This is a genomic window from Stutzerimonas stutzeri (assembly GCF_000219605.1).
GTDB lineage: Bacteria > Pseudomonadota > Gammaproteobacteria > Pseudomonadales > Pseudomonadaceae > Stutzerimonas > Stutzerimonas stutzeri.
Genome location: NC_015740.1, coordinates 1,948,942 through 1,962,535, shown reverse-complemented (window position 1 = coordinate 1,962,535; position 13,594 = coordinate 1,948,942). Strand labels below are relative to the sequence as shown.

The window sequence follows — 13,594 nt, the reverse complement described above, 5'->3', positions numbered from 1 at the left end:
CCCTCAGCGCCGCGCGGTGTTACCGGCCGAGTGGCCGATGGTCACCGCGCCAGGCTGCTCGAAGGCCGCGCAGACCGCCGCGACCAGCAACCGCGCCTGCGCGGGAACCCGCAGCCCGCTGTCGTCCAGCACGATCACACCATCGGCGTGCAGCTGGCGCAGCGCCGGCCAGTGCTGCGCATAGCGCTGACGCACATCGACGCCGCTTTGCAGGCTCAGGGCATCGAAATCCAGCGCGAAGGTGCAGAGCAGGCGCTCGAGCAGCAGACGGTGCAACGGATCGATGTGATTGGCATGCAGGCCGCGAACGCAGGGCAGCTGGCCCTGATCAAGCGCCCGCTGGTAGGCCGGCACGCGATCGGCGTTCTGGCAGAACAGGCCGCCCACCCGGCTGACGGCGCCGACGCCGAAGCCCAGGTGGTCGCAGTCGCCTTGCAGGCTGTAGCCGCAGAAGTCATGGTGCAGCGCGCCGATCTCCTGGGCCATGGCCAGGTCGTCATGCGGCAGCACGAACTTGCCCAGGCCGATGTAGCGGTAGCCCGCCGCGCTCAACTGCTCCACCCCGTGCCGGTACATCGCCAGGGTGTCGGCCGGCGACGCGAGGCCGAGGCGGCCGACAGCGGCCGGCACGGCATCACGGTAATCGAACATGGTGACCTGATCGGGCGCGAGCTCGATGATCGAAGCCAGCTTCCGGGCGAAGCTCGACGGGGTCTGCCAGGAGCGACCGTAGCCGAGGTCCAGGTTCACCGAGCGATAGTGCAGCGCATGTGCCGCCTCGATCACCGCACGGATGCGGGCCGAGCTGCGGAAGTACTCCACCGTGCCGCCATCATCGGCGCGCAGGTCCGGTACCGCGACGCTGAGCTGGTTGAAGCCCAGCTCGTGCAGCGCACCGATCAGCGGCCAGTCGACATGGGCCAGCTCCACCTCGGCCAGGAAACTGCCGGCATGGGGTTCGACGAAGGCGAAGCGCCGCTTGAGTTGGCTGAGCAGGCGGCGCAGCGCCTCGATACCGAGGGTGCCGACGCTCAGGCGCAGCTGTTCGACCGCCTGCAGTGGCCCGGCGTGACAGCCGAGCTGCTCGATCTCGCGCTCGAGCCGCTGCAGGTAAGCCGCCGCGGCCTCGGGCTGCAGGCCGGCGCCGTCCGGCTGATGAATGGAGAGGGAGAGCGGCCGTCCGCCGCGGCGACTTTCGCGCAGGGCGCGCAACAGGTCCAGCGGTGCGACACGGTCGCTGAAATCGACCGCAGCCGGATAGCTGCAGTGCAGCTGCCCGAACTGTCCGTAACGTTGTACCAAGGCCTCGTCCCAGGTCACTGAGCCAAGCATAAGCGCCTCCCACCCTCGAATCTCGCGTACTCGGCATCATCCGGGAGCGGAGCCAGGCGGCTTTGACGCCCGTCAAGTAGGTGACAGATGGGCCCAGCGAGCAGCCGGACGGTAGCCACCCGCCCCGCAATCGGTGCAGCGCAATCTTTGGCAAGCCCGTCACACGGTGCTATTGATGTCCGACCAGCCAGCCACCGGAGCCGCCCGTGATCCCAGCCTCTCTGCTTTCGTCCCTGCGTTCGGCGCGCCATGTCGTGGTGTTCACCGGTGCCGGTGTCTCCGCCGAGAGCGGCATCCCGACCTTTCGCGATGCGCTCACCGGCTTGTGGGAGCGTTTCGATCCGGGCGAACTGGCCACTGCCGACGCCTTTCGTCGCGACCCGGCGCTGGTCTGGGGCTGGTACGAGTGGCGCCGGATGAAGGTTCTCCAGGCTCGGCCGAACCCCGCGCACATGGTCATCGCCGAGCTCGCCAGCCATGTGCCGCAGCTGACGCTGATCACGCAGAACGTCGACGACCTGCACGAACGCGCCGGCAGCCGCGAGGTGATCCACCTGCACGGCAGCCTGCACCGGCCACGCTGCTTCGCCTGCGCCCGTGAGCCGGCCGAGCCGCTGCCCGCACCCGACGAACCCGAAGCCGGACGTCGTCTCGAACCGCCGCGCTGCCGCCACTGTGGCGGACGCCTGCGGCCAGGCGTGGTCTGGTTCGGCGAGAGCCTGCCGGGCGATGCGTTGCGCGCCGCCTTCGCCGCTGCCCAGGCCTGCGACCTGCTGCTGTCGGTCGGTACCTCAGGGGTTGTCTATCCCGCCGCTGAAGTGCCGCATCTGGCGCGGGCCGCCGGCGCCACGCTGGTGCATGTAAACCCACAGGGCGAGGCGCCGCAGAGTGCGCACGAACACCTGCTCGCGCTGCCCGCCGGCCAGGCCTTGCCGCAGCTGGTTCGCGAGGCTTTCGGCGGCTGAGCGCCGCGCGCAAAGCGCCCCAAAGCAGTGAGCGCACAGCCCTTTTCGCACCGAAGTGGTTCAACCGCCTCGCGCGGCCGGCGGCGATTCGCACCCCCGGACAAGCCCGCACGGGCCCGCCGGCCGGGGGTTGCAGCGGTGCCCCGGCGCAGCTGGCACGCAACCTGCTAAATCCCTTGCAACAGCTGCCAGCACGGCAGCACGTCCCAGGCGGTCAGCGACGACCGCACGCCAGTAGGCACGGGACCGGGTGAACCAGGCAACGACGCCAGGCCAATCACCCCCACGACATTTTTGAAACCAGGCAAAGGCGCCTGGAGCTGACCCCAGCTCCAGGCGCCTTTTTGCGTTTTGCCGGCCGCGTGCCGCAGCCGCTCGAGAGGAAAGGCTATGAGTTCAACCGTCACCCCGCTCAAGCACGAGACATTGGTCATCGTCGGCAACGGCATGGTCGGGCATCACTGCATCGAACAGCTGATCGAACAGGACGCCCTCGCCCGCTACGACGTGCACGTGTTCGGCGAGGAGCGCCAGCGCGCCTACGATCGCGTACACCTGTCCGAGTACTTCGGCGGCCGCGATGCCGAGTCGTTGGCGATGTGCGAAGCCGACTACTACAGCCGCCACGGCGTACAGGCCCACCTGGGCGAGCAGGTGCTGGAGATCGACCGCGAGCGCAAGGAAGTGGTCACCGGCAACGGCCGCCAGCCCTACGACAAGCTAATCCTGGCCACCGGCTCCTACCCCTTCGTGCCGCCGATTCCCGGTGCTAAAGGCAACTCGCGGCTGGTCTACCGCACCCTCGAGGATCTCGACGGCATTCGCGCGGCCGCAACCGGCGCACGCCGCGGTGTGGTGGTCGGCGGAGGCCTGCTCGGCCTGGAAGCGGCCAATGCGCTGAAGTCGCTGGGCCTGGAAGCCCACGTGGTCGAGTTCGCCCCGCGGCTGATGCCGGTGCAGCTGGACGATGCCGGCGGCGCGGCGCTGAAGGCGCGCATCGAGGCGCTGGGTGTCGGCGTGCACCTGTCGCGTGCCACCCAGGAGATCATCGTCGGCGAGCAATACGCCTACCGCATGGTCTTCCAGGACGGCGAATTTCTTGAAACCGACCTGATCGTCTTCTCCGCGGGCATTCGCCCGCAGGACGCCCTGGCCCGTGACTGCGGCCTGGAACTGGCGGCACGCGGCGGCGTGGTAGTCGACAGTGAATGCCGTACCTCGGACCCGGTGATCTTCGCCATCGGCGAATGCGCCAGCTGGAACGGCAGCGTGTTCGGCCTGGTCGCCCCGGGCTACAGCATGGCCCGCTGCGTTGCCGCGCAACTGGCCGACGCAGCGCACACGCCCTTCCTCGGTGCCGACATGTCGACCAAGCTCAAGCTGCTCGGCGTGGATGTCGGTTCCATCGGTGACGCCCATGGCGCGACCCCGGGCAGCCGGAGCTACCGTTTCATCGACGAGGCCAGCGCCAGCTACCGCCGCCTGGTCGTCTCTGCCGATGGCAAGCGCGTGCTGGGCGCGGTGCTGGTAGGCGACAACAGCTACTACGACACCCTGCTGCAGTACGCGCAGAACGGCATCAAGCTGCCGGCCGATCCGTCCGGCCTGATCCTGCCGCAGACCGAGGGCGCGCCGACGCTTGGCCCGGACGCCCTACCGACCAGCGCGACCATCTGCTCCTGTCACAACGTCAGCAAGGGCGCGGTGTGCTGCCAGGTCGACGCTGGCGTCACCGACCTCGGCGAGCTCAAGGCCGCGACCAAGGCGGCCACCGGCTGCGGCGGTTGCAATGCCCTGCTCAAGCTGCTGTTCGACGCCGAACTGGCGGCGCGCGGCGTGGCGGTTGACAAGAGCCTCTGCGAACACTTCGCCTACACCCGCCAGGAGCTCTACGGGATCGTCCGCGTCGAGGGCATCCAGAGCTTCGCCGAACTGCTGGCCAAGCACGGCCGCGGCCATGTCGGTTGCGACATCTGCAAGCCGACCGTGGGTTCGATCCTGGCCTCGTGCTGGAACCAGCCGATCACCGATCCGGCGCTGATTCCGCTGCAGGACACCAACGACACCTTCATGGCCAACATGCAGAAGAACGGCACCTACTCGGTGGTGCCGCGCATCCCGGGTGGTGAGATCACCCCCGAGGGGCTGATCGCCATCGGCCAGGTGGCGAAGAAATACGACCTCTACACCAAGATCACTGGCGGCCAGCGCATCGACCTGTTCGGCGCTCAGCTGCACGAACTGCCGGACATCTGGGGCGAGCTGATCGCCGCCGGCTTCGAAACCGGCCACGCCTACGGCAAGAGCCTGCGCACGGTGAAATCCTGCGTCGGCAGTACCTGGTGCCGCTACGGCGTGCAGGACAGCGTCGGCATGGCGCTGCGCCTGGAGGACCGCTACAAGGGCCTGCGTGCGCCGCACAAGATCAAGTTCGCCGTATCGGGCTGTACCCGCGAATGCGCCGAGGCGCAGAGCAAGGACATCGGTGTGATCGCCACCGACAAAGGCTGGAACCTCTACATCTGCGGCAACGGCGGCATGCGCCCGCGGCATGCCGAACTGTTCGCCACCGATCTCGATGACGAAACGCTGATCCGCATCATCGACCGCGTCTTGATGTTCTACGTGCGCACCGCCGACAAGCTGCAGCGTACCTCGGTCTGGCGCGAAAGCCTGGAAGGCGGCCTGGACTACTTGAAGGACGTCATCCTCGACGACAGCCTGAACCTCGCCGCCGAGCTGGAGAGCCAGATGCAGCACGTGGTCGACAGCTACCAGTGCGAATGGGCCAACGCCATCTCCGATCCGGAGAAGCTCAAGCGCTTCCGCACCTTCGTCAACGATGGGCGCGCCGATCCGGACATCCACTTCGTCAAGGAGCGCGGCCAGCGTCGGCCGGTGCGCGCCAGCGAACTTCACCTGATCCCACTTACCCAGGAGGTGCTCTGATGAGCCAGTCCAACGTCGTTCGTCTCGACTCCCGTTCCAACGCGCCGGCGGCCTGGCAGACGCTGTGCAGCCGTGCCGATCTGGTCGCCAATTCCGGTGTGGTGGCCTGGCACGATGGCGCCCAGGTGGCGCTGTTCCACCTGCCTGACAACGCGGACGGCGAGCAGCTGTTCGCCATCGAGAACCGCGACCCCAAGTCGGGCGCCAACGTGATCGGCCGCGGCATCGTCGGCAGCCTCAAGGGCGAACTGGTGATCGCCTCGCCGCTGTACAAGCAGCACTTCCGCCTGGCCGATGGCAGCTGCCTGGAGTACCCGGAGCAGCGCCTGCAGGTATGGCCGGTGCGCCTGATCGGCGACGAGGTACAGATCGCCGCGGGCTGATCGCCGCCCGTTGCCCGGGCAACGTTCCTTGAATACCGCAACGATCCTGCGGGAGCGGACTTGACCGCAAAGCTGACCCCGACTCGCCAGCCACCCACATCGCTCAGCCAGCGCCCCGCGGCCGCCGTCGCGGGCCTGGCCCCCTACTGCCATTCAGAGAGACCGACATGTCCTACATCATCCCCTCCGAGTTCGTCACCAAGATGGTGGACGCCGGCGAATCGAAGATCTTCATGTCCACCCGCGACACCCTGATCCGCGGCTTCATGGCCGGCGCGATCCTGGCTCTTGCCGCGGTGTTCGCGGTCGCGGTGACCGTGCAGACCGGCTCGCCGCTGGTGGGTGCCATGCTGTTTCCGGTGGGCTTCGTGATGCTCTACCTGATGGGTTTCGACCTGCTCACCGGGGTCTTCATGCTGACGCCGCTGGCGCTGCTGGACCGCCGCCCGGGCGTGACCGTGGGCGGCATCCTGCGCAACTGGGGCTGGGTGTTTCTCGGCAACTTCGGCGGCGCGCTGGTGGTGGCCTTCATGATGGCCTTCGTCTTCACCATGGGCTTTTCCACCGAACCGGGACCTATCGGCGAGAAGATCTCGCACATCGGAGAGGACCGCACCCTGGGCTACGCCGAGTTCGGCGCGGCGGGCTGGGCGACCATCTTCCTGCGCGGCATGCTGTGCAACTGGATGGTCTCGATGGGCGTGGTCGGCGCGATGATCTCCACCTCGGTGAGCGGCAAGGTCATCGCCATGTGAATGCCGATCATGCTGTTCTTCTTCATGGGCTTCGAGCATTCGGTGGTGAACATGTTTCTGTTCCCCTCGGCGATGATCATGGGCGGCGACTTCTCGGTCATGGACTACATGGTCTGGAACGAGATCCCCACCGCGCTGGGTAACCTGGTGGGCGGCCTGGCCTTCACCGGCCTCACGCTCTACACCACCCACGTACGCACGGCGCCCAAGCGCAGCGTCTACTGATCGGGAGTGCGGCCGAAAGCCCCGGTTGCGCATTCGCGTCCGGGGCTTTCGTGCAGATCGAAGATGCCCAGCCAACTCGTTATCTCCCTCGGCCAGCATTCGGATGCCGGACGCAAGCCGCTCAATCAGGACTTTCACGGCGCCTGCATTCCCACCGACGCGCAGCTCGCCAGCAAGGGCATCGCCATCGCGCTGGCCGACGGCATCAGCAGCAGCGAGGTCAGCCATATCGCCAGCGAAACCGCAGTGGCGAGCTTTCTCTCGGACTACTTCTGCACCTCCGATGCCTGGTCGGTGAAACAGTCGGCGCAGCGCGTGCTGGTGGCAGTCAACTCCTGGTTGCATGCGCAGACCCGCCAAGGCCCTTACCGCTATGACCGCGACCGCGGCTATGTCTGCACCTTCAGTGCGCTGGTGCTCAAGGGCGGCAGCGCGCACCTGTTCCACATCGGCGATGCGCGCATCCATCGCCTGCGTGAAGGCACCCTCGAACAGCTGAGCGAGGATCACCGCGTGCGTGTCAGCGCCGAAACCAGCTATCTCGGCCGCGCCCTGGGCATCAACCCGCATCTGGAAATCGACTACCGCAACCTCCCGCTGGCACTGGGCGATCTGTTCCTGCTCGCCACCGACGGCGTGTACGAGCACCTCGATCCGCGCGCGATGGCCGATATCGTTGCGACCCATGCCGACGACCTGGACGCTGCAGCGCGGCAGCTGGTCGAACAGGCGCTGGTCAACGGCAGCGATGACAACCTCACCGTGCAGCTGGTGCGCATCGACAGCCTGCCCGAGCAAGCGGCCGACGACGTGCAGCGCCAGCTCGGCGAACTGGCCCTGCCGCCGCTGCTGGAGCCGCGCACGCAGTTCGACGGCTACCGCATCGTTCGTCAGCTGCATGCCAGCAGCCGCAGCCACGTGCATCTGGCTGTCGACGAAAAGAGCGGCGCGCAGGTGGTGCTGAAGACGCCGTCACTCGATCAGCGTGGCGACCCGGCCTATCTCGAGCGCTTCCTTCTCGAGGAATGGATCGCCCGGCGTATCGATAACCCTCACGTGGTCAAGGCCTGCCCGCCGCCACGCCGGCGGCACTTCCTGTACACGGTCAGCGAATTCATCGAAGGGCAGACGCTCGCGCAGTGGATGCTCGACCACCCGACGCCGGACCTGACCACCGTACGCGGCTTCGTCGAACAGATCGCCCGCGGCCTGCGCGCCTTTCACCGCCTGGAAATGCTGCATCAGGACCTGCGCCCGCAGAACCTGCTGATCGACGCCACCGGCACGCTGAAGATCATCGACTTCGGCTCGACACGGGTTGCCGGGCTCGCCGACCGACAGGCCCCGGATCCGCAGGAGGCGCTGCTCGGCACCGCCGCCTACACCGCGCCGGAGTATTTCCTTGGGGAGGCGGGCTCGCCGCGTTCGGATCAGTTCTCCCTCGCGGTGATCGCCTACCAGCTGCTCAGCGGTCGCCTGCCCTATGGCACCGATGTCTGCAAGGCACGCACCCTGGCCGCGCAGAAGCGCCTGCACTACCGCTCGGTACGCGACGCCCAGCGCGAGATCCCGGCCTGGGTCGACGAGGTGCTGGCCAAGGCGCTGCATCCCGACCCACGGCGGCGCTACGCCGATCTGTCCGAGTTCGTCTTCGAGTTGCGCCAGCCCAACCCGGCGCTGCTCAACCGCACTCGCCCACCCTTGCTGGAACGCAACCCGCTGCTGTTCTGGAAAGGCCTGTCGCTGCTGCTGGGGCTGGCGGTCGTTGCACTGCTGCTGCGCTAGCCGCGCGGGCGCAACAGTGCCGTCGCGCCCTGCGCCTTGCGCGTGTACCAGAGCACCCGACTGACGCCGCGGGTGATCGCCACATAGGCCAGGCGCAGACTCTCGTCGGCCATCGCCTGGTCATAGCTGTTGCGAAAGAACCCGCAGTACGCATACAGCGCATTGCGCAGCGGGTGCGCCTGCGGTGGCAGGCAGTCGTCGACGACGATGGCGACCTCCGCCTGCAGGCCCTTGGCGCGATGGATGGTATAGGCCTTGACCGGCAGCTTGCGATCCAGCTCGGCCTGGATGGCGCGCAGCGTGTCGTTGCGTCGGCCAAGCAGCAGCACCGCGGTGCGCTCGCGGCTGCCACGCTCGACGACGTGGGCGCATTGCGCCTTTATCTCGGCGACCAGTTGTGCCAGTCCGCCGTTCAGCTCGAAACCGGTGACCAGCCGGACGCCGTGGTCACCCGGTTGCATGGGCCGGTTCGGCCGACTGGTCTTGGCCTGTTTGAAGCGCACACCGGCCAGCACCGCCTCGCCATCGCGAATCACCGGTTCGATGGAACGGTAGTTGGTTTCCAGCAGCAGCGTTTCGCTGCCCTTGGCGCCACGCCGCGGGAAGTGCCGGTCGAACTCCATGAACAGCTCCGGCGAACTGCCGCGCCAGCCGTAGATCGACTGCCAGTCGTCACCGATGGCCATCAGGCTCGGGCTCGAACCCTGGCGGGCCAGCTGCCGATGCAGCGCCTGCAACCACTGGACGATCTGCGGCGAGATGTCCTGAAACTCGTCGATCAGCAGGTGCTGGAACGGTACGAGGCTCGCCGGCGGTACGCCGTCAGCGGCGGTCAGGCGCTCGCCGAGCTGCTGGAAGGCAGCGTTGAAGGTCTGCAGGCCTTGCTCGCGCAGCACCGCCTGGAAACAGCCGTGGAACGCGATCAGTGCCTCGATGAACTGGCGCTCGCGGGATGTGCATTCGAGTTGGGACGGCTGCAGGCGATCGATGCGCAGGCCGATGCTCTCGATGAATCCGGCCTGGACGTGAAACGCCTCGTACAACGGCAATGCCGCGAACTCGCCGGCCAGGCTGAAGGGCTTCTCCGGCGCCTTTGGCGCGGCACGCCTGCCCTTGGCAGGCTCGACCGCCGGCCCGGGCAGATCGAGCAGCCGGTGCACCTGCTCGCGAAAATCCGGCTGCTCGGCATAGCAACGCTGGTAGGCCTGCTTGAGCAGGCGCTGTTGTGCCGGACGCAACCGTGCATTCGCCAGCGGGTTGTCCGGCTCGTCGCCCGCGGCAGCCTTGTCGTCCAGCTGCTCGAACCACTGCGCCGTGCCGAGCACTTCGCGCGCCAGCTGTGCCATGGCCGAGTGGAAGGTGCGCACGCACTGGCGCGCCTGGCGCTCGTCGAACGGGAACTGCCAGAACGCCAGGACCCGCAGCAGCTGCTCGCGCAGCTGCCCACAGGAGGCATTGGTGAAGGAGATCACCGTCAGCCGTCCCGGCTCGATGCCCAGGTGGCAGAGCATGAATACCACGCGCAGCAGCAAGGTGGTCGACTTGCCTGAACCGGCGCCGGCAAAGATGCGCGTCAGCGGGCTGCGCCCCAGGATCATCGCCCACTGTTCCTCCGACGGCGCGCTGACGATACCGGCTGCCACCGCCTGCTCGACACGCTCGCGCATGGCACGAACCTGGCCCTCGTCCACCTTCAGCGCGGCCGCCGGGTAGATGCCCTGCGCAGCCGCTCGCCGGGGTTTGGCGGGGCCGCCTTCCTTGGCGTCCGCCTTGGCTGCCGACTTCGGCTTGGCCTTGCCCTTGGCGCCCCTGGCCTTGCCCTGGGCCTTGCCACTGCGCTTGCCCGTGGACTGCGGTTGCGCCTTGTCCGGCCCATGCCCCCAGCGACGGAACAGCAGCTCGTCCTCGTCGCGCAGATGGGCCGAGGTGCGTGGAAAGCAGCGCTTCAGCACCCCGGCGACCAGGGACCTGTAGCGCTTGACGGCAGAAAGCATCGGAAATTCACCGTGACCATTCACATATCATTGATATGGTAAGGGTTTTTCCCTGTACTCTGGCTGCCGCGGGAACGAACGGCAGGCAAACTCGCTGAGATGAGGCGCCGGGCAGCTTCGCCTGCAGGATTTCGCACGCAAATGGCTGTCCGAGCTGAACAGCCTATGTTTCGGCCGAGCCGAATGCCCCTCTACCGGATGACGGAACGCTTCTGATGGAACCAGCAGCCAACCCCACGCCTGATGATGCGAGCCACAGCTTCCTCCCGGACGGTGGCGAACTGGGCACGTTGATCCGACGCTTCGATTGGTCTAGCACTCCACTGGGGCCATTGCGGGACTGGCCGCAGAGCCTGAAGACCGTCACGGCGATGCTGCTGCTCTCGCCAACACCCATCGTCCTGCTCTGGGGCGAGCGCGGCATCATGATCTACAACGACGCCTATTCCGGGTTCGCCGGCAGCCGTCATCCGCAGCTGCTGGGCTCGGAAGTGCGCCTGGGCTGGCCGGAAGTGGCGGACTTCAACGACCACGTGATGAAGGTCGGCCTGGCCGGCGGCACGCTCTCCTACAAGGATCAGGAGCTGGCGTTGTACCGCAACGGTCGCCCCGAACGCGCCTGGATGAACCTGGACTATTCGCCGGTGTTCGACGAGCAGGCGCAGCCGGCCGGCGTGATTGCCATGGTCGTGGAAACCACGGAACGGGTAATGGCCGAGCGTGAGCTGCAAGGCCAGCAGGCACGCCTGCAAGAGATGTTCGAGCAGGCGCCGGGAATGATGGCGATGCTGCGCGGCCCCGAGCACGTATTCGAAATGGTCAACCCGGCCTACTGCCGGCTCGTCGGCGAGCGCGAGATCATCGGCAAGCCGGTGCGCGATGCGTTGCCGGAGGTGGAGCGCCAGGGCTTCATCGAAATCCTCGACCGGGTCTACCGCAGCGGCGAGGCCTTCGTCGGCTCCGGCATTCACATCGGTCTGCAGCGCACCCGCGGCGCAGCGGAAGAAGACCGCGTGCTGGATTTCGTCTTCCAGCCGGTCACCGATATCGATGGCAACGTCGGCGGCATCTTCGTCGAGGGCCACGATGTCACCGAGCGTGCCCGGGCCGACCTAGCGCTGCGTGAAAACGAGCAGCGCCTGCGCTTCCTCGATGCGTTGTCCAAGGAGACGGCGCGCAGTGTCGATGCCGATGCCATCCTGGCCACCACCACGCGCATGCTCGGCGAACACCTGGGACTGTCCAGTTGCGCCTACGCCGACATGGAGCCCGACCAGGACAGCTTCACCATCCGTGGCGATTGGTCGGCGCCGGGCTGCATGAGCATCGTCGGCCACTACCGCCTCGCCGCGTTCGGCAGTCTGGCGGTCCAGAAGCTGCGCGCCGGCGAACCCTTCATCGTCGACGATCACCTTGCCCGCCTGCCCGCCGCCGACGCGGCGACCTTCCAGCAACTCGACATCGCCGCCACCATCTGCATGCCGCTGGTCAAGGAGGGTCGGCTGACCGCACTGATGGCCATTCACAGCCGCGTACCGCGGGCCTGGAGCGCCTGCGAGCTGGCCCTGCTCACCGAGGTCACCGACCGTTCCTGGGCCCACATCGAACGGGTGCGTTCCGCCGCTGCGGTGCGCCAGCGCGAGCGGAGCTTCCTCGAACAGCTGGAAGCCAAGGTGCTCGAGCGCACCGCGGCGCTGGCCCGCAGCGAGGCCAACATCCGCGCGGTACTGGAGACCTCGCACCTGTACATGGCGATGCTCGCGCCGGACGGCGCGATTCTCTACGTGAACGCCACGGCCCTGGCCGGCATCAGCGCCCGCTTCAACGAACTGGCCTATATGCCGTTCTGGGAATCGCCCTGGTTCGCCGCGACACCGGGTATGCCCGAGGTGATGCGAGAGATGACACGGCGGGTAGCGGCCGGCGCCACCGAGCACGTGACCATGACCCTGAACATGCCGCAGGGCGTGCGCGTCTTCGATTTCTCCATGCGCCCGGTACCGGGCGAGGACGGCAGCATCGTGGCCCTGGTACCCGAGGCGCTGGACATCAGCGAACGGGTGAACGCCGAACAGGCGCTGCAGCAGCTGCACAAGATGGAGGCGCTGGGCAACCTCACCGGCGGTATCGCCCACGACTTCAACAACCTGCTGATGGCCGTGCTCGGCAGCCTCGACCTGTTGCGTCGGCGCATGCCCGCCGACCCCGCGCTGCTGCGCCTGGTGGACAATGCCAGAGCCGGTGCCGAACGCGGCGCTTCGCTCACCGCGCGCATGCTCACCTTCGCCCGCAAGCAGGAACTGCACAAGACACCGATCGACCTGCCGCAGCTGATCGCGGGCATGAAGGAGCTGCTGCTCAGCTCGCTTGGCCCGACCATCCAGCTGCAGGTCGAGCTGCCGGCCCGGCTGGCGCAGGTGAAGACCGATCCCAACCAGCTGGAAACCGCCCTGCTCAACCTCGCCGCCAATGCGCGTGACGCCATGTCCGGCGTCGGCCGTATCCGCATCGCCGCCGAAGAGCTGACGCTACCCGAGGAGCAGAACGGCCTGCCCGCCGGCCGCTATGTGCGCCTGGATCTCAGCGACAACGGCAGCGGCATGGATGAAGCGACCCTCAAGCGCGCGGCCGAGCCCTTCTTCACCACCAAGGGGGTCGGCAAGGGCACCGGGCTCGGGCTGTCCATGGTCCATGGGCTGGCCGAACAATCCGGCGGTCGGCTGGTGCTGCGCAGCTCGCCCGGTGCGGGCACCACCGCCGAGATCTGGCTACCGGCCCTGGCGGCGGATAACGCGCCTGCGTCGGCGCCTGTCTCCACGCCGGCACCCGATGAAAGCTCCCGGCGCACGATGAAGGCGCTGACCCTGCTGGCGGTGGACGACGACGAGCTGGTGCTGTTCAGCACCGCCGGCATCCTGGAAGCGGCCGGACATCGGGTGCTCACCGCGCGGTCGGCCGGGGAAGCGCTGGATCTGCTGCAGGTCAACCAGGTCGACATCCTGGTCACCGATCACGCCATGCCGCTGATGAGCGGTGCGCAGCTGGCAGCCGTGGTGCGGGAGACTCGCCCGCAATTGCCGATCCTGCTGGTCTCCGGTTACGCCGAACTGCCCTCCACCGCGCCGGCGCTTGCGCTGCAGCGGCTGGCCAAGCCGTTCAGTCAGGACGAGCTGCTCGATGCCATCGAGCAGCTGTGCTGACGAGCG

At 67.4% G+C, this 13,594-nt stretch carries 7 protein-coding genes and 1 pseudogene; 6 read left to right on the top strand and 2 right to left on the bottom strand.

The window, feature by feature from the left end; translation table 11 throughout:
- Positions 1-3 precede the first annotated feature (3 nt).
- Positions 4-1,332, bottom strand: a complete 1,329-nt coding sequence (locus tag PSTAB_RS09230; RefSeq protein WP_013982664.1) for an oxygen-independent coproporphyrinogen III oxidase — start codon at positions 1,330-1,332, stop codon at positions 4-6.
- A 206-nt stretch (positions 1,333-1,538) separates the two neighbouring features.
- Between PSTAB_RS09230 and PSTAB_RS09225 the strand changes: the two genes are divergently transcribed.
- The 5 genes and pseudogenes from PSTAB_RS09225 to PSTAB_RS09205 all read left to right on the top strand — a co-directional run bounded on the left by PSTAB_RS09225 (position 1,539) and on the right by PSTAB_RS09205 (position 8,394).
- Entirely contained in the window at positions 1,539-2,297 is a 759-nt protein-coding gene (locus PSTAB_RS09225; RefSeq protein WP_013982663.1) for an SIR2 family NAD-dependent protein deacylase, read from the top strand.
- Between the two features lie 390 nt (positions 2,298-2,687).
- Positions 2,688-5,246 (top strand): nitrite reductase large subunit NirB, encoded by a 2,559-nt coding sequence (gene nirB, locus PSTAB_RS09220; protein ID WP_013982662.1) that lies wholly within the window; start codon positions 2,688-2,690, stop codon positions 5,244-5,246.
- A complete protein-coding gene (gene nirD, locus PSTAB_RS09215; RefSeq protein ID WP_011913098.1) occupies positions 5,246-5,629 on the top strand; it encodes a nitrite reductase small subunit NirD in 384 nt (127 codons plus the stop codon). The genes nirB and nirD overlap by 1 nt, the downstream gene beginning before the upstream one ends.
- A 167-nt stretch (positions 5,630-5,796) precedes the next feature.
- Positions 5,797-6,609: pseudogene (locus tag PSTAB_RS09210) on the top strand (formate/nitrite transporter family protein).
- Between the two features lie 63 nt (positions 6,610-6,672).
- Entirely contained in the window at positions 6,673-8,394 is a 1,722-nt protein-coding gene (locus PSTAB_RS09205; protein WP_013982661.1) for a bifunctional protein-serine/threonine kinase/phosphatase, read from the top strand.
- Here PSTAB_RS09205 and PSTAB_RS09200 read toward each other — a convergent pair.
- Positions 8,391-10,388 (bottom strand): ATP-dependent helicase, encoded by a 1,998-nt coding sequence (locus PSTAB_RS09200; RefSeq protein ID WP_013982660.1) that lies wholly within the window; start codon positions 10,386-10,388, stop codon positions 8,391-8,393. The genes PSTAB_RS09205 and PSTAB_RS09200 overlap by 4 nt on opposite strands.
- Before the next feature lie 215 nt (positions 10,389-10,603).
- On the opposite strand from PSTAB_RS09200, the gene PSTAB_RS09195 reads away from it, so the two are divergent.
- On the top strand, positions 10,604-13,588 hold the full coding sequence (locus tag PSTAB_RS09195) for a PAS domain-containing protein (RefSeq protein ID WP_013982659.1): 2,985 nt from the start codon (positions 10,604-10,606) through the stop codon (positions 13,586-13,588).
- Positions 13,589-13,594: the final 6 nt, after the last annotated feature.